This is a genomic window from Pseudomonas sp. PME37.24/006 (genome assembly GCF_055556635.1).
The window spans coordinates 33,624-50,838 of sequence record NZ_JBVHNL010000002.1 but is presented as its reverse complement, the minus strand read 5'-3'; the positions used below and the strand labels follow the sequence as shown (position 1 = coordinate 50,838).

Sequence of the window (17,215 nt, the reverse complement as noted above, 5' to 3'; positions counted from 1 at the left end):
GGGTGAGCGCACCTTCCCTGTAGGAGCGTCGACCTCGGCGCGAAACGACGGTGGCGTCACCGCGATATCGGCATCGCCCACACCATTCGCCGTGGGGTCGCGGCCCCTAGATGCCCCTGATAACCCGCCTCAGGTTTTCTCCACGAACTGCAGCTCGGCCAGCCGCGCGTACAGCGGGTTGCTGGCGACCAGTTCGGCATGCCTGCCCAAGGCAACCAACTGCCCCTGATCGAACACGGCGATGCGATCCGCACTCTTCACCGTGGCCAGGCGATGGGCGATCACCAACGTGGTACGGCCGCGCATCAGCTCGGGCAGCGCCTGCTGGATCAGGTGTTCGCTCTCGGCATCCAGAGCGCTGGTGGCTTCGTCCAACAGCAGAATCGGCGCATCCACCAGCAATGCACGGGCAATCGCCAGGCGCTGACGCTGCCCACCAGACAAACCCAGCCCGGCATCGCCCAGGTGGGTCTGGTAGCCCTGCGGCAATCGCTCGATAAACTCATGGGCATGGGCCGCCCGCGCGGCAGCTTCGACTTCTGCGCTGCTGGCATCCAGACGCCCGTAGCGGATGTTGTCCTCCACGCTGCCGAAGAATAGTGCCGGGTGCTGGGAGACCAGTGCGAAGTTCTCGCGCAACACATGGGGATCGAGCCGATCGATCGGCAGGCCGTCGATCAGGATTCGCCCCTGCTGCGGGTGGTAGAAGCGCAGCAGCAGATCGAACAGCGTCGACTTGCCCGCCCCGGAAGGCCCGACGATGGCCAGGGTTTCGCCAGGTACGACAGTCAGATCGATACCCTGCAGGGCGAGGCTTTCCGGGCGGGTCGGATAGGCGAAGGACAAATCCTCTACCTCGATGCGCCCCTGCACGGGCTGCACCGGAATCAGAGCACCGTCGAGCGGCGCATGGATCTCGTTGCGTGCGCGCAGCAATTCGCTGATGCGCTCAGCGGCACCGGCCGCACGCTGCAACTCGCCGATCACTTCGCTGAGGGTGCCGAACGAGGAGCCGACGATCAGGCTGTAGAACACGAACGCAGCCAGCTCACCGCCGCTGATGCGCCCGGCGATCACGTCCATGCCACCGACCCAGAGCATCACCCCGACGGCGCCGAGCACCAGCACGATCACCACGGTGATCAGCCAGGCACGCTGAGCCACGCGTTTTCGCGCCGTGTCAAATGCGGCCTCGGCGGACAGGCTGAACCGGCGGCGATCTTCGGCCTGGTGGTTGTAGGCCTGCACCGTCTTGATCTGCCCGAGCACTTCACTGACGTAACTGCCGACATCGGCGATGCGATCCTGACTGAGCCGCGACAATTCTCGGACGCGGCGGCCGAACAGCAGAATCGGCGCAACCACAAGCGGCAACGCAGCGAGCACGATGGCGCTCAATTTGGGATTGGTGATGACCAGCAGGATCATGCCGCCAACCATCAGGATCAGGTTGCGCAACGCCATCGACAGCGATGAACCGATCACCGATTGCAGCAGCGTAGTGTCGGCCGTCAGCCGCGATTGGATCTCCGAGCTGCGGTTATGCGCATAGAACCCCGGATGCAAGCCGATCAGGTGATCGAATACCCGCTTGCGGATATCCGCCACTACCCGCTCGCCGAGCCATGACACCAGATAGAAACGCGTGTAGGTGCCGACCGCCAGGGCCAGCACCAGCACGAAGAACAGCAGGATCGAGTGGCGCAGCGCTTCCGGCGATTGCGTGGCCAGCCCCTGGTCCACCAGCAGTTTGATGCCCTGCCCCATGGACAAGGTAATGGCTGCGGTAAACAGCAACGCCAGCAGCCCGCCGGCCACGCGCCCACGATAGGGGGCGATAAACGCCCACGACATGCGCAAGGCCTCACGGTGGCGAGAAGACAAAAACAGGTTCATGGCGGGCTCGAAGGCTGATGGCAGAAGGGCTCTAGCCCATCAGATGGGGCCGCGAGCTGCAAACATCAAGCGCTGGGGCTGATCTTGGCGGCAGCCTGCTGTTGAAATTAATATATGGAACTCGATTCCAAAAATAATCATAAGCCGCCAGGAGCCAAAAAAATGCCCGCCGCAACCCCCGCCCCGCTCCCTCAAGAATGCGACCTGCTAGTGGTCGGCTCCGGCGCCGCCGGGCTGGCTGCCGCAGTGACCGCCGCCTGGCACGGTCAGAAGGTCGTGCTGGTGGAGAAGGACGCGGTATTCGGTGGCGCAACCGCCTGGTCCGGTGGCTGGGCCTGGGTACCCCGCAATCCGCTGGCGCGTCGGGCCGGTATTGAAGAAGACATCGAGCAGCCGCTCACCTACCTGCGCCACGAACTTGGCGAGCACTTCGATGGCCAGCGTGTCGAGGCCTTTCTCGAAGCCTGCCCGCATATGGTGGCATTCTTCGAAAGGCACACTGCCTTGCAGTTCGCCGATGGCAACGCGATTCCCGATATGCACGGTGATACGCCGGGTGCCGCCACGGGCGGCCATCAGGTGATTGCGGCCCCTTACGATGCACGTGAGGTGCTCGACCTGCTGCCGCGCCTGCGCAAAACCATGCAGGAAACCTCGTTCATGGGCATGCCGATCATGGCGGGTGCCGATCTGGCGGCCTTCCTCAGCATGACCCGCTCGCCAAAATCGCTGTGGCACGTGCTCCGCCGTTTCAGCGCTCACCTCTACCACCTGGCCCGCTACGGCCGCGCCATGCATCTGGTCAACGGCGCCGCACTGGTCGCACGGCTGGCGCGTTCGGCCGCCGACCTCGGCGTGCAACTGATCGACTCGGCGCCCGTGGTTCGCCTTCATCAGCAGGACGGCCGAGTCAGTGGCGCCACGATCCTGCGCAAGGATGGCGAGCATTTCATCAGTGCCCGCGCAGTGGTTCTCGCCGCTGGTGGCTTTCCCAATGATCCACTGCGTCGGCAACAGCTGTTTCCCCGCGACGCCAGCGGCCAGGAGAACCTGGCGCTACCGCCCGCATCCTGCTCGGGCGATGGGCTACGCCTCGGCGAGGCACTGGGCGCCCAGGTCGACACCCGGCTGAAGTCGCCCGTCGCCTGGGCACCGGTTTCCAGAGTGCCGCGCGGCGACGGTAGCGTCGGCCACTTCCCGCACATCATCGAGCGTGGCAAGCCGGGCATCATCGGTGTACTGGCCAACGGCAAACGTTTCGTCAACGAGGCACACGGTTACTACGATTACGTCTCGGCCATGGTCGAGCAGGTGCCGGATGGCCAGCAGGTGTGCTCCTGGCTGATCTGCGACCACCGCTTCCAACGCCGCTATGGCCTGGGCTTCGCCCGCCCGGCTCCCGTGCCGCTGTGGTCAGCACTGCGCAGTGGCTACCTGCAGCGCGCTGCCACCGTAGAGCGGCTGGCGCTGCAATGCGGCATCGACCCGGTTGCCCTGGCGACCACGGTAGCAACCTTCAATCAGCACGCACGCGCTGGCGACGATCCCGAGTTCGGCCGCGGCAGCACCGCGTTCAATCGCAAGCAGGGTGACCCGCTGCATCCGGGGCCGAACCCCTGCGTCGCGCCAATCGAACAGGGGCCTTTCTATGCAGTCAAAGTACAACCTGGCTGCTTCGGCACGTTCGCCGGCCTGAAGACCGACGCATCGGCCCGCGTACTCGACGCCGAAGGCCTGCCGATCAGAGGCCTGTACGCCGCTGGCGCGGACATGGCCAGCGTGTTCGGCGGCCACTACCCCTCGGGCGGCATCAACCTGGGGCCCGCCCTCACCTTCGGCTACGTCGCCGCGCGCCATGCTGCTGGCATCAGCGCCTACGAATAGTCACTCGTTGTCATCAGGAGTATTCACATGCAGGCCATCCGCAATCGCTACCAACTGAACATGCCGAAACTGGGGCTGGGCACCTGGCCCATGCGCGACGACGAATGTACCCGCGCGGTGCATCAAGCCCTGCAGATCGGCTACCGACATATCGATACCGCCACGGCCTACGAGAACGAAGCGGCAGTCGGCAAGGCGCTGGCTGAGACAGAGGTCGACCGCGAGAAGATCCACCTGACTACCAAGGTCTGGTGGGACAAGCTGCAGCCCGATGCCATCCGCGCCTCGCTCGCCGATAGCCTGCAGGCGCTGCGCACCGAGTACGTCGACCTGTTCCTGATCCACTGGCCAGGCAACGCCGGTAGCCTCAAAGGTGATGACCTGCACCGCGCTCTGGACACCCTCGCGGCGCTGCGTGACGAAGGCAAGACGCTGAACATCGGCGTCGCCAATTTCCCGCTGCCTCTGCTGCGTCAGAGCATCGAGGAGTTCAAGGCCCCAATCGCCGCCATTCAGGTGGAATACCACGTACTGCTCGATCAGCAACCGATGCTCGACTACGCCCGCGAACACAACCTGGCGTTCACCGCCTACTGCCCGCTGGCACGTGGCGAAGCCGCGCAATTGCCGGAAATCCGCCAGATTGCCGCCAAGCACGGCGTGTTCCCCAGCCAGGTGGTGCTGCAATGGCTGCTCGCCCAGGACAACGTGGCGGCGATCCCCAAGGCCAGCGGCGTAGAAAACCAGCGGGCCAACCTGGCCGCTCTGGATATCCGCCTCGACGACGAAGACCGCGCGCTGATCGCCAGCCTGCCCAAAGACCGTCGCCTGGTCAGCCCGGACTTCGCACCGGCCTGGTAACAGCAGAGATCACGCTCTGAACCTAACGCTCCGCGTGGGAAGACATCGAGGGACGCTCTGCGTCCTGCGCAGGCTAGGCAAAGCGGGCGCGGAGCGCCCCGACCAGGCTCCCACGCTGGAGCGTGGGAGCCATCAAACGTTGCTCTGATCGTTCCTCACGCTCCGCGTGGGAATGCATCGAGGGACGCTCTGCGTCCTGTGCAGGCTAGGCAAAGCGGGCGCAGAGCGCCCTGACCAGGCTCCCACGCTGGAGCGTGGGAGCCATCAAAACAAAAGCCCCGCGTCTGCGGGGCTTCTCTCGTAGCCTGGGTGGAGCAAAGCGATACCCGAGAAATACTCGAATCGCCTGGTGGAAGAAAACAGCGTCTTCCACCCTACGGAAACCTGCCTACGCCTTGTTCAGCGACTCCACGCCGACTTCATCCCACAGCTCCTCAGCGAGATGGAAGGTCGCGTTGGCCGCGGGAATGCCGCAGTAGATCGCGCTCTGCATGATCAATTCCTTGAGCTCCTCACGGGTCACGCCATTGTTCTTGGCAGCCTTGAGGTGCAGTTTCAATTCACCTTCGCGGTTCATGCCGATCAGCATGGCGATGGTGATCAGGCTACGCGTGTGGCGTGGCAAACCCGGGCGCGTCCAGATATCGCCCCAGGCATGTCGGGTGATCATTTCCTGGAACTCTTCGTTGAACGGCGTCAGCTTTTCCAGGCTGCGGTCGACATGGGTATCACCCAGCACCGCACGGCGCACCTGCATGCCAGCTTCATAGCGTTGTTTCTCGTCCATCGGTAACTCCGGTCTCTAGAATGAATCGGGGCGCGTCGCTCACGCCCCATCGATCCAGCACTCAGGCTGGATCAGTAACGGGCAGTCATTCAACTTGCAGAAAATCCAGCACGCGCCGGGTGAACAACTCGCCAGCCTGCACGTTGGAGAGGTGCGCGGCGTCGAACTCGACCAGCTCCGCACCGGCGATACGCTCCTGCATGAAGCGGCCGTGCTCCGGCGTGGTCACCGCATCGCCGGTACCGCAGACGATCAAGGTCGGCGCCTTGATCGCAGCGATCTGCTCACGGTAATCGGCATCACGCACCGCCGCGCAGTTGGCCGCGTAGCCCTGGGGCGAGGTCTGCGCCAGCATGGTGACGATGGGATCGACCTTCTCCGGATGCTCGGCAGCGAACGGCGGCGTGAACCAGCGCTCGATGGAGGCATCGCGCAAATCGCGCATGGCCTTCTCGCCACCCTTGAGCACGGTGTCGATGCGGGTGCTCCAGATCTCATCGCTACCAATCTTGGCGGCGGTGTTGCACAGCACCAGACGCTGCAGGCGCTCGCCGGCGTTGATGCCAAACCACTGACCGATCAAACCGCCCATGGACAGGCCGCAGAAATGCACCTTGCCGATGTTCAGCGCGTCAAGCAGTGCCAGGACGTCACGACCGTTCTGTTCGATGCTGTAGAAGCCCGAGCTGACCAGCGACTGGCCATGACCACGGGTGTCGTAACGCAGCACGCGAAAATGCTCGGTGAACGCCGGGATCTGCGCGTCCCACATATGCAGGTTGGTGCCCAGGGAATTGGACAGCACCAGCACTGGCGCTTCCGCCGGGCCTTCGAGTTTGTAGTTCAGGTCGCCATCGGCGAGGGATACCACAGGCATGACAATCTCCTAACAGGAAGCGGTTGTTTGACTTTGTGCCACGGCACGTTCGACCCAGCGGCGCGCCTGGCCCAGGTAATGCGCAGGGTCGAGCAGGCGATCCAATTCTTCTGCGGACAGCTGGGCAGTGACCTCGGCATTGGCGCCAAGCACCTCACGCAGATGAGCGCCCTCCTTCACCGCCTGTTTGCAGCACTGCTCGACCAGATGGTGAGCCGCGTCACGACCGATGCGTTGCGCCAGGGCGATGCTCACCGCTTCGGCCAGTACCAGGCCACGGGTCAGGTCGAGGTTGCGCGCCATACGCTCGGCATCCACCTCGAGCCCCGGCACGACGAGCAGCGCTTGCTGCAGGGCACCGGACACCAGGCAGCAGAGCTCCGGCAGGGTTTCCCACTCGGCATGCCACAGGCCGAGGCTGCGCTCGTGCTCCTGGGGCATGGCCGCGAACATGGTGGCAACTAGGCCGGGCGCGCGGGTGGCGGCGCCGATCAGCACCGCGGCGCTGACCGGGTTGCGCTTGTGCGGCATGGTCGAGGAGCCGCCCTTGCCCGGCGCAGAGGGTTCGAACAACTCGCCGGCTTCGGTCTGCATCAGCAGGCTGAGGTCGCGGCCCAACTTGCCCAGGCTGCCGGCGATCATGCCGAGCAGGCTGGCGAACTCGACCAGGCGATCGCGCTGGGTGTGCCAGGGCTGCTCCGGCAGTTGCAGGCCCAGCTCAACCGCCAGCGCTTCGGCCACCGGCCAGGCCTTGTCGCCCAGCGCCGCCAGGCTGCCGGAAGCGCCACCGAATTGCAGGCACAGCAGGCGCGGCTTGATCTCCGCGAGGCGCTGGCGATGGCGGTCGACCGCCCCCAGCCACCCCGCGATCTTCATACCCAAGGTCACTGGCGTGGCGTGCTGCAACCAGGTGCGTCCAGCCATGGGCGTTGCCGCATGCCGCTCGGCCTGTTCGGCCAACAGTCGGCTCAAGGTATCGAGGTCGTTTTCCAGCAGCACGATGGCAGCGCGCAGCTGCAGCACTAGGCCGCTGTCCATGGCGTCCTGACTGGTGGCGCCCAGGTGCACGTAGCGCTCGGCCTCTTCACTCTGCGCAGCGATGCGTTTGCCCAGGGCCTTGACCAGCGGAATCGCCGAGTTGCCGGCGCTGCCGATGGCGATGGCCAGGGCGTCGAAATCATAGAGTTCGGCCCGGCAGGCAGCCTCGATATCGGCGACCACTGCCGCAGGAATCACGCCGACCGCAGCCTCGGCCCTGGCCAGCGCCGCTTCGAAGTCGAGCATGCCCTGCACGCGGCCATGGTCGCTGAACACCTCGCGCATCGGCGCACTGGTGAAGTAGGCATCGAACAACTGGCTGCAGGGCCTTGAACTCATACTGCTGAAACTCCGTGGTCAATGATCATGGTGTAGGTAACTGGCCTGGCGCGGCAGACGCAAGCTGACCAGAAAGGCCAGCACCATCATGCCCGACACGTACCAGTAGAAGGTCTGCTCCAGGCCGATGGACTTCAGGCCCAGGGCCACATATTCGGCAGACCCGCCGAACAGCGCATTGGCTACCGCGTAAGCCAGGCCAACGCCCAAGGCGCGCACTTCCGGCGGGAACATCTCGGCCTTCACCAGGCCGCTTATCGAGGTATACAGGCTGACGATGGCCAGGGCCACAATGATCAGCAGGAAAGCAATCACCGGGCTGTGCACGGTCTGCAGCAGCGCCAGGATCGGCCAGGTGAAGATCGCCCCCAGGGCACCGAACCAGAGCATCGAGGTGCGTCGACCGATGCGGTCGGACAAGGCGCCGAACAACGGCTGCATGATCATGAACAGAAACAGCGCAGCGGTCATGATGCCACTGGCGGTCTTGGCGCTCATGCCTGCCGAGTTGACCAGGTATTTCTGCATGTAGGTGGTGAAGGTGTAGAAGATCAACGAGCCGCCGGCGGTGTAGCCGAGCACAGTGAAGAAGGCTGCTTTGTGGTGCTTGAACAGGTAGGCGATGCTGCCCGATTCCTTGTTGCCGATCTGGTCTTTCTTCGCAGTCTCATCCAGCGAACGGCGCAGATAAAAGGCCACCACGGCAGCCAGGGCACCGATCACGAACGGGATGCGCCAGCCCCAAGCACGCAGCTCATCTTCGCTAAGCAGTTGCTGCAGGATCACCACCACCAGCACGGCCAGCAATTGCCCACCAATCAAGGTGACGTACTGGAACGACGCGAAGAACCCGCGCTGGCCCTTGAGCGCCACTTCGCTCATGTAGGTCGCCGTGGTGCCGTATTCGCCACCTACCGACAACCCCTGGAACAGGCGCGCCAGCAACAGCAGCAGCGGTGCCATAGCGCCGATGCTGTCATAGGTCGGCATGAAGGCGATGGCCAGCGACCCCAGGCACATCATCAGCACGGAGATCATCATCGAGACCTTGCGGCCGTACTTATCGGCAACTCGGCCGAACACCCAGCCCCCGATAGGGCGCATCAGAAAGCCGGCGGCGAACACACCCGCGGTGTTGAGCAACTGGACGGTGGGGTCGTCGGACGGAAAGAAGGCCGGCGCGAAATAGATCGCGCAGAAGGCATAGACGTAGAAGTCGAACCACTCGACCAGGTTGCCGGAGGAAGCGCCAACAATGGCGAAGATGCGCTTGCGGCGCTCTTCCGGGCTGTAGTTCGGGGCTTCGTACACCGTGCTGGCATCAGAACTCATCATGAATACTCACTGGTAAGGAACGGGACAGTTCCCTACTCCGACTCACATGTAACCAAATGATTCGAGCATTATTGCCCGGCTGATTGCTCACCACGGTATCGGACACGGCGGCGTGGAGCCCTGTCCGATACCGAAGCAAACAAACTCTGGGATCTGTAGGCATATCGCCGGATTGTTAGCGGCCGTCGATTTTAGTGGGCTAAAGCCCACCCTACGAAAGACAGGCACCCGACGTAACCGTAGGGTGGGCCGGGCGGCGATCCGCTTCAGCCCACCAATCAGCGCATAAGCAAAGCCATATTGGCCGATCTACACGTTTCTAGACGCGCTCGATGGCCAACGCCAAGCCCTGGCCGACACCCACGCACATAGTTGCCAGACCGAGCTTGCCGCCGGTCTTCTCCAGGTGGTGAACGGCAGTCAGCACCAAGCGGTTGCCGCTCATGCCCAGTGGATGGCCAAGAGCGATAGCGCCGCCATTCGGGTTGACCTTGGGGCTGTCGTCCGCCAGGCCGAGGTCACGGGTGACCGCAAGCCCTTGAGCGGCGAACGCCTCGTTCAGCTCGATCACGTCGAAGGCATCGATATCGAGATTCAGACGGGTCAGCAGCTTGCGTACCGCTGGTACCGGGCCGACGCCCATGACCCGAGGCGCCACGCCACCGCTGGCCATCCCGAGCACCTTGGCGCGGGCCTTGAGACCATATTTCTGTACCGCTTCGGCAGACGCCAGAATCATCGCCGACGCCCCGTCGTTGAGGCCCGAGGCGTTGCCGGCGGTCACCGTCTTGTCCGGGCCGTTGACCGGTTTGAGCTTGGCCAATGCCTCGGCGGTGGTGTCGGCGCGAGGGTGCTCGTCGGTATCGACGATGCTCTCGCCCTTTTTAGTCTTGATCACCACCGGCACGATTTCCTCGGCGTAGTAACCACTTTGCTGCGCCACTGCGGCGCGCTGCTGGCTGCGCAGGCCGAAAGCGTCCTGGTCGGCACGGCTGACGCCGTAATCCTCGGCCACGTTGTCACCGGTCACCGGCATCGGGTCGACGCCGTAGCGCTCCTTCATCGCCGGGTTGACGAAACGCCAGCCCAGGGTGGTGTCTTCCAGCTTCTGACCACGGCCAAAGGCGCTGTCGGCCTTGCCCATCACGTATGGCGCGCGGGTCATCGACTCGACGCCGGCAGCGATGGCCAGTTCCATCTCGCCGGAGGCGATAGCGCGGAAGGCAGCACCCACCGCTTCCATGCCTGAGGCGCAGAGGCGGTTGAGGGTCACGCCAGGCACCGTCTCCGGCAGGCCAGCGAGCAGCAGCGCCATACGGGCAACGTTGCGGTTGTCCTCCCCCGACTGATTAGCGCAGCCCATGAACACTTCATCGACCGCCGACCAGTCGACCTGCGGATTACGTTCGATCAGTGCCTTCAGTGGAATGGCTGCCAGGTCGTCGGCACGCACGGCGGACAGTCCGCCATTGAGCCGACCGATCGGCGTGCGCACCGCATCGCAGATGAATACATCGCGGCTCATTCGTCACTCCCCTTCTGCCCATGAGCAGCGGCGGTACGTGCTTCCAGATCACGCAGCGCAGCCAGCTCTTCGGCTTTCGGCGCTTCGGTAGTGGTCACGTTGTCGGCGAAACGGATCTGCCAGCCGGTGTTCTCGACCACCTGCTCACGGGTCACGCCCGGATGCAGGGAGGTGACGATGAATTCGTTGCTGCCTGCTTCCGGTTCCATGATGCAAAGGTCGGTAATGATCGCTACCGGACCATCGCCTGGCAGGCCAAGACGCTTGCGGTGATCGCCGCCTTCGCCATGGCCAACCGAGGTAATGAACGCCAGCTTGTCGACGAAGGTGCGATGGCCCTGCTTGAGGATGATCAGCACCTTCTTGGCGCTGCCAGCGATCTCCGGCGCGCCACCGGCACCCGGCAGACGCACTTTCGGCGCATGGTAATCACCGATCACCGTGGTGTTGATGTTGCCGAACTTGTCGACCTGGGCGGCGCCAAGGAAGCCGACATCGATACGGCCGCCCTGCAGCCAGTAGCGAAAGATCTCGCCAGTCGGCACAACGGTATCGGCAGTCTCGGCCAGCTCGCCATCACCGATGGACAGCGGCAGCACGGTGGGCTTGGCGCCGATCGGGCCGGACTCGTAAATCAGTACCACTTCCGGCGCATGGGTCAAACGCGCCAGGTTGGCGGCCTTGGAAGGCAGGCCGATGCCGACGAAGCACACGCTGCCGTTACCGAGGCGGCGCGCGGCGGCCACGGTCATCATTTCATTGGTGTTGAAGTCGCTCATCACTTGGCCTCCCCGTTAACCTTCGCCTGGTACTGCGCAAAATCCTCGGTGCCATGGATGTATTCATCGATCCAGGCTGTGAAGGTTTCACGGTCGCGAGCAATGGCATCCCAGGCCTGATAGAAGCGGTTGTCACGCTCGTAGTAGCCGTGGGCATAGGACGGATGAGCACCGCTAGGAACCACGCAGACCGCGGTCAGTGCCCAGGTCGGCAGTACGCAGGCGTTCATCGGCGCCTGCAAGTCGTCGACGATTTCCTCGACGGTGACGATGCAGCGCTTGGCAGCCAGAGCGGCCTCTTTCTGCACGCCGAGAATGCCCTGAATCAGCACATTACCCTTGCGATCGGCCTTCTGCGCGTGGATGACGGTTACGTCAGGACGCACGCTCGGTACGGTGGCCAGGCTCTCGCCGGTGTACGGGCATTCGATGAATTTGATTTCCGGGTTGACCTTGACCAGATCCGAGCCTTGATAACCGCGCAGCACGGCGAACGGCAGGTTGGACGCGCCGGCGACATAGGCGTTGGCCATGGCGGCGTGGCTGTGCTCACTGATTTCCAGTTTGTGCGGCCAGTGCTTCTCGACGGCGTCGCGCAGGCGGTGCAGGGAGCCGACCCCCGGATTGCCCCCCCAGGAGAAGATCAGGCGCTTGGCGCAACCCGCACCGATCAGCAGGTCATAGACCAGATCCGGCGTCATGCGCACCAGAGTCAGGTCTTTCTTGCCCTGACGGATCAGTTCGTGGGAAGCCGCGGTGGGAATCAGATGGGTGAAGCCTTCGAGGGCGATGGTGTCACCATCGTGAACGAAGCGCTCAACCGCCTCGCGCAGGGAGAGAATTTCAGCCATGGTCGTTCTCGTCTTATTGCTCTGGAAACCGTGGGGCGGCTATTGCGCCGTGTGGATACAAAGGTACCCAGCCCATAGCGAGCTAACAATCCGATAATCGATTAGACGTTCGATAATCGAACGAAACTTGCCTGGGGTTTAATCGCTCCTATGATCCAACCGGCAGATGCGTCGCCCAGCTATCCGTGAGCGCCCATGGCGTACCAGGCGCGACTCCCTCAGCGGTTGCGCCTGTAGGTCTCGGAAGGCAGTTCGCCAAAGCAGCGACGATAGGATTCGGCAAACCGCCCCAGGTGCAGGAAGCCATGATCCAGAGCGATTTCAGTCACGCTGCGCACCTTGCACGCTGGATCGAGCAATTTAGCGTGAATGCGCTCCAGCTTTCGCTGGCGAATGTAGTCCTTGGGCGTGATGCCGGCATGGCGTTCGAACAGTGCATACAGTGAGCGCTCGCTGACTCGAGCGACGGCCAGCAACTGATCGACACCAATGTCCTGAGTCAAATGCTGTTCGATGTACTCCACGACTTGTTCGAACGAAGTGGCCTGGGTCTGCGGCTGAACCCGTTGCACGTTATTGTCCAGCAGGGCCAGCAGCTTGCTGGCGACGATACGCACGTAATGCTCCTGCACCTGAGGCATGCTGGCAGCCGCTTCGGCCTCCTCGCAGATCAGCATCAGCAGGCTGGCAAAGCCCTCCAGCTCACGCATGTCATGTCGTGCCGCACTGAAGCGGATACCACTTTCCGGCAACATCCAGCGTTGCTCCAGACAAGTATTTTCGAACAGGCTGACCGGCAGTTTGACGATGAATTTTTCGCAGTCCGCCGAATAGGTGAGATCCACCGGATCGTCCGGGTTGATCAGCAGCAGTTCGCCCGGCACATAGAAATGCTCCTGATCGCGACATTGCGAGCGGCAGTGTCCCTTGAGCAGAATTTGCAGGTGGTAGATGGTCTCCAGCGCTGGCGAGGTGACCCGCACGCTGCCGCCATAGCTGATGCGGCACAGGTCGAGGCTGGAAAACTTGCGATGGCTGAGGCTCGCCTCGGGAAATCCGCGGGTGGGCAGGCGTATGCAATGGGCACCCACATGCTGATTGACGTAATCCGACACCGAATAGGGGTCGGCGCGTTCAAACACGCTGCTGCGCTCGCTCAGCAATGAGTTGCTCATCATCAGGCCTCTTGTTTCTCTTTATTTTTCTTAGAGGGGCTGACCGCCGGCGACCGGCAATCCGCTAATCACTCGGCGATTCTAACCATCCCCCGGTGCCGCGATACAACGGCGAGACAAAGGGTTACATCTTGCAGGCCAGGCGGGGTGAAACGGCTTATCCAAGCGTGTCAGCCAAACGCGATTACCCCCTGTCGCAGGGGGTAACGCTGGCTCGCCAGGCTTCAGGCTGGGCCTGACTAGCTACTTCAAACCTCCAGCGCCCGCACTCGCTCGTGGCGTTGCTGGGCCTTGGGCTCGGCGGTGGACTGCAGGGTGAAATCAAATTCGATTTCGGCGAAGCGCCCTTCCACACCATGGATCTTGGCACGCGCGGCGTCATCGAAGAAGTCGATTCGGGCGATCAGCTCATCACGGGTGGCGTAGGCGAAGTCGTCGTGCAGGTACTTGTCGCCATCCAGGTTGATCTGGGTGGTGAGGTGACGATGGCCCTGCGCCGAAATGAAGAAGTGCACGTGCGCTGGACGCTGGCCATGGCGACCTAGCTGGTCGAGCAGTTGCTGGGTCGGGCCATCGGGCGGGCAGCCATAGCCGGAAGGTACGATGCTGCGGAAACGATAGCGGCCTTCGGCGTCGGTCTCGATGCGGCGGCGCAGGTTGAACTCCGATTGCGTAGGGTCGAAGTACGAGTAGGTACCACCGGTGTTGGCGTGCCATACGTCGACGATAGCGCCAGCCAGCGGCTTGCCATCGGTGTCGAACACCCGGCCCTGCATGAACAGCGGCGTGCCTGCGTCCTTGCCGTCGTCCAGACGGGCTTCGCCCTTGCTCAGCGGCGCGCCAGCCACGTACAGCGGGCCTTCGATGGTGCGCGGTGTGCCGCCGGTGTGGCCGGCCTGCTCGTCTTCGGCGTCCATCAGCATGTCGAGGTAATGCTCGATACCCAGCCCCGCGACCACCAGACCCGCTTCCTGGCGAGAGCCGAGCTCGTTGAGGTAGTTCACTGCTTTCCAGAACTCTTCCGGGGTGATCTGCAGGTCTTCGATGATCTTCGCCGTGTCGTTCAGTACACGGTGAATCACCGTTTTCATGCGGGCGTTGCCGCCGTCATTGGTGAAGCCGGCGGCTTCCTCGAAGAACTTCTGCACTTCAACGGTCTGGGCGATACGAACGGTCATGGCGTTTTTCCTCATCTTGTTATTGTCTGGATCGGATCAGGCGAGCGAATGGCGCCGATCAGCGATCGTCATCGTGGATCGAGGATGGGTGGCGACACAGCGCCATGACCTCGATGTCCATGTACGGGTACAGCGGCAATTGCATCAGCGTGTCATGCAAAGCCTGGGCATCGGCCACGTCGAAAATGCTGACATTGGCGTAAAGCCCGGCGATGCGCCAGAGGTGACGCCAGGTGCCGTCGCGCTGCAGGCGCTGGGCCAACTCCTTCTCGTCAGCCTTGAGACACGCGGTCTGCTCGGCGGGCATGTCGGTCGGCAGTTTTACGGTCATGCGTACGTGAAACAGCATGGCTAGCTCCTTTGGGATTCAGGTTCAGCGGCGGCAGAAACGCTGCAGGCGCTCTTCGTCGAGCTCCACGCCAAGGCCGGGCGTGGTCGGAATTTTCAGTTCGAAATCGCGGTACACCGGCACGTTGACCAAAATGTCCTCGGTCAGCAGCAGCGGGCCGAACAGCTCGGTGTGCCATTCCAGCTTGCCCAGGGTGGCGAAGGCATGGGCCGACGCCAGGGTGCCGACGCTGCCTTCGAGCATGGTGCCGCCGTACAGGGCGATACCCGCCGCTTCGGCGATATAGGCGCTGCGCAGCACGGCACGCGGGCCACCATTCTTGGCGATCTTCAGGGCGAACACCGGTGCGGCGCCGCCACGGGCCAGGTTGAAGCTGTCTTCCACGCTTTCGATGGCTTCGTCGGCCATGATTGGCGTCGGGCTGCGGGCACTGACGCGCGCCTGGGCCTGCACATCCTGGCGGGCAATCGGTTGCTCGATCAGGTCGACGCCGGCATCACCGAGCGCCTGGCAGGCACGAATGGCCACTGCCTCGCTCCACGCCTGGTTGACGTCTACCCGCACGCTGGCACGGTCGCCCAATGCGCGCTTGATCGCCGCCACGTGGGCGATATCCAGCGCTGCATCGCGGCTGCCGATCTTCAGCTTGAAAATCCGGTGGCGACGCAGGTCGAGCATGCGCTCGGCTTCATCGATGTCCTTGGTGGTATCACCGCTGGCCAGCGTCCAGGCGACTTCCAGGCCGTCACGCACCCGGCCACCGAGCAGCTCGGCAACCGGTAGGTCAAGGCGCTTGCCCTGGGCGTCGAGCAACGCGGTTTCCACTGCCGAGCGGGCAAAGGTGTTGGCGCGCACGCTGCGGTCGATACGCAGCATGGCCGCGTTGATGTTGCCGGCCGGCTGGCCGATCAGCAGCGGTGCGAAATAGGTATCGATGTTGGTCTTGATGCTTTCCGGGCTTTCTCCGGCATAGGCCAGGCCGCCGATGGTGGTGGCTTCACCGACGCCTTCGATACCGTCACTGCAGCGCAGACGGAGGATCACCAGGGTCTGGTGCTGCATGGTGTGCATGGCCAGCTTGTGTGGGCGAATGGTCGGCAGGTCGACGATCAGGGTCTCGAGGCTTTCGATCAGCGGGAGGCTCATGGGCGGTGATCCGTGTGCAAGGGGCAACGGGCAGGCGCCAGCGAAGCGATGCGCTGGGGCGCCTCGTTCACGAGGCCGGACGGCAGCAGAGGAGCAGAAGAACAAAGGATGCGAGTGAGCACGAGCATATCCTTCAGGTTTTATTTTTGTCTGGGCACAGATTGACCTCAGCAAATCAGGCAGTCCAATATTGAATCGGTCTGGTTTCATACCTTGGAGGTATCATGGAGCTGCGCCACTTGCGTTACTTCCGCGTGCTCGCGGAAACCCTGAATTTCACCCGCGCAGCCGAACGCCTGCATATCGCTCAGCCGCCGCTGAGCCGACAGATTCAGCAATTGGAGGACGAACTGGGCGTGGCGTTGATCGAGCGCGGCAGGCCGCTGCGCCTGACCGAGGCCGGGCGGTTCTTCTATGAACATTCCGTGCAGTTGCTCGAGCAGTTGGGACGCGTCAGCGATGACACCCGACGCATCGCCGAAGGGCAGCGCCGCTGGTTCGGTATCGGCTTCGCGCCGTCGACCCTGTATGGCGCGCTGCCAGAGCTGATCCGCCAGCTGCGTGCTGAAGCGGCCATCGAACTGGGGTTGTCCGAGCTGACCACCTTGCCCCAGGTGGAAGCGCTCAAACGCGGCCGTATCGATATCGGCTTCGGGCGCATCCATATCGAGGATCCGGCCATCGTCCAGGAAGTGATTCGCCAGGACCCATTGGTCGCCGCCCTGCCCGCCGGCCACCGACTGCTGGCCGCTCCGGCTTCGCTGGAGGAACTGGCACGCGAACCCTTCGTGCTTTACCCAGCGTCACCTAGACCCAGCTACGCCGACCACGTACTCGCCCTGTTCGCCCGTAACGGCCTGAAGATTCGCGTGGCACAAATGACCAACGAGCTGCAGACGGCCATTGGCCTGGTAGCAGCAGGCATCGGCATCAGCCTGGTGCCAGCCTCAGTGCAGCGCCTGCACCGCGATGACATCGGCTACACGCCGCTGCTAGACGCAACGGCTACCTCGCCGATCGTGATCAGCTACCGCAAGGACGACGACTCACCGCTGCTCAAACGCTGCCTGAAGCTGGTGAAGAATCTGGACAGCGAGTAAGAGCGATTGACGCACCGAGCCCTTCAGCACAGCCGTAATGGCCACTAAGCAACCCGCTGTGGGAGCGCGCGGGGACGCCTAGTCCATGCGCGCGA

15 protein-coding genes are annotated in these 17,215 nt (G+C 63.2%); 3 read left to right on the top strand and 12 right to left on the bottom strand.

All coding sequences use genetic code 11. The annotated features are described in order from the left end of the window. Positions 1-129: 129 nt before the first annotated feature. On the bottom strand, positions 130-1,896 hold the full coding sequence (locus tag ACZ3GY_RS05675; RefSeq protein ID WP_465909272.1) for an ABC transporter transmembrane domain-containing protein: 1,767 nt from the start codon (positions 1,894-1,896) through the stop codon (positions 130-132). A gap of 162 nt (positions 1,897-2,058) precedes the next feature. Here ACZ3GY_RS05675 and ACZ3GY_RS05670 point away from each other — a divergent pair, with 162 nt between their 5' ends. Beyond that, positions 2,059-3,780, top strand: a complete 1,722-nt coding sequence (locus ACZ3GY_RS05670) for an FAD-dependent oxidoreductase (protein WP_465909271.1) — start codon at positions 2,059-2,061, stop codon at positions 3,778-3,780. A 27-nt stretch (positions 3,781-3,807) separates the two neighbouring features. Continuing rightward, a complete protein-coding gene (locus ACZ3GY_RS05665) occupies positions 3,808-4,641 on the top strand; it encodes an aldo/keto reductase (RefSeq protein ID WP_225832829.1) in 834 nt (277 codons plus the stop codon). A 388-nt stretch (positions 4,642-5,029) separates the two neighbouring features. Here ACZ3GY_RS05665 and pcaC read toward each other — a convergent pair whose 3' ends face one another. From pcaC to ACZ3GY_RS05610, 11 genes are all read right to left on the bottom strand, one after another. Further along, positions 5,030-5,428, bottom strand: coding sequence for a 4-carboxymuconolactone decarboxylase (gene pcaC, locus ACZ3GY_RS05660; RefSeq protein WP_042554079.1), 399 nt, complete (start codon positions 5,426-5,428; stop codon positions 5,030-5,032). An 85-nt stretch (positions 5,429-5,513) separates the two neighbouring features. Continuing rightward, entirely contained in the window at positions 5,514-6,305 is a 792-nt protein-coding gene (gene pcaD / locus ACZ3GY_RS05655; protein ID WP_465909270.1) for a 3-oxoadipate enol-lactonase, read from the bottom strand. Positions 6,306-6,314: 9 nt separating this feature from the next. Next, positions 6,315-7,682: a 3-carboxy-cis,cis-muconate cycloisomerase gene (locus ACZ3GY_RS05650; RefSeq protein WP_465909269.1), complete on the bottom strand. Its 1,368-nt coding sequence runs from the start codon at positions 7,680-7,682 to the stop codon at positions 6,315-6,317. 18 nt (positions 7,683-7,700) lie between these two features. Continuing rightward, positions 7,701-9,014 (bottom strand): MFS family transporter, encoded by a 1,314-nt coding sequence (locus ACZ3GY_RS05645; RefSeq protein ID WP_465910006.1) that lies wholly within the window; start codon positions 9,012-9,014, stop codon positions 7,701-7,703. A gap of 322 nt (positions 9,015-9,336) precedes the next feature. After that, positions 9,337-10,542: a 3-oxoadipyl-CoA thiolase gene (gene pcaF, locus ACZ3GY_RS05640; protein WP_465909267.1), complete on the bottom strand. Its 1,206-nt coding sequence runs from the start codon at positions 10,540-10,542 to the stop codon at positions 9,337-9,339. Further along, complete coding sequence (locus ACZ3GY_RS05635; protein ID WP_465909266.1) at positions 10,539-11,321, bottom strand: CoA-transferase subunit beta; 783 nt, start codon at positions 11,319-11,321, stop codon at positions 10,539-10,541. Before ACZ3GY_RS05635 ends, pcaF begins: the two co-directional genes overlap by 4 nt. After that, positions 11,321-12,172, bottom strand: coding sequence for a CoA transferase subunit A (locus ACZ3GY_RS05630; protein WP_465909265.1), 852 nt, complete (start codon positions 12,170-12,172; stop codon positions 11,321-11,323). Before ACZ3GY_RS05630 ends, ACZ3GY_RS05635 begins: the two co-directional genes overlap by 1 nt. 218 nt (positions 12,173-12,390) lie before the next feature. After that, positions 12,391-13,347 carry an AraC family transcriptional regulator gene (locus tag ACZ3GY_RS05625; RefSeq protein WP_463565183.1) on the bottom strand — a complete coding sequence of 319 codons (957 nt, stop codon included), beginning with the start codon at positions 13,345-13,347 and terminating at the stop codon, positions 12,391-12,393. Positions 13,348-13,595: 248 nt separating this feature from the next. Further along, a complete protein-coding gene (catA, locus tag ACZ3GY_RS05620) occupies positions 13,596-14,525 on the bottom strand; it encodes a catechol 1,2-dioxygenase (protein ID WP_463565184.1) in 930 nt (309 codons plus the stop codon). 58 nt (positions 14,526-14,583) lie between these two features. Beyond that, positions 14,584-14,874 carry a muconolactone Delta-isomerase gene (gene catC, locus ACZ3GY_RS05615; RefSeq protein ID WP_463565185.1) on the bottom strand — a complete coding sequence of 97 codons (291 nt, stop codon included), beginning with the start codon at positions 14,872-14,874 and terminating at the stop codon, positions 14,584-14,586. 24 nt (positions 14,875-14,898) lie between these two features. Continuing rightward, positions 14,899-16,020 carry a muconate cycloisomerase family protein gene (locus tag ACZ3GY_RS05610; protein ID WP_465909263.1) on the bottom strand — a complete coding sequence of 374 codons (1,122 nt, stop codon included), beginning with the start codon at positions 16,018-16,020 and terminating at the stop codon, positions 14,899-14,901. Positions 16,021-16,244: 224 nt separating this feature from the next. Here ACZ3GY_RS05610 and ACZ3GY_RS05605 point away from each other — a divergent pair, with 224 nt between their 5' ends. Further along, positions 16,245-17,120 (top strand): LysR family transcriptional regulator, encoded by an 876-nt coding sequence (locus tag ACZ3GY_RS05605; RefSeq protein ID WP_463565187.1) that lies wholly within the window; start codon positions 16,245-16,247, stop codon positions 17,118-17,120. The last annotated feature ends 95 nt before the right edge of the window (positions 17,121-17,215 follow it).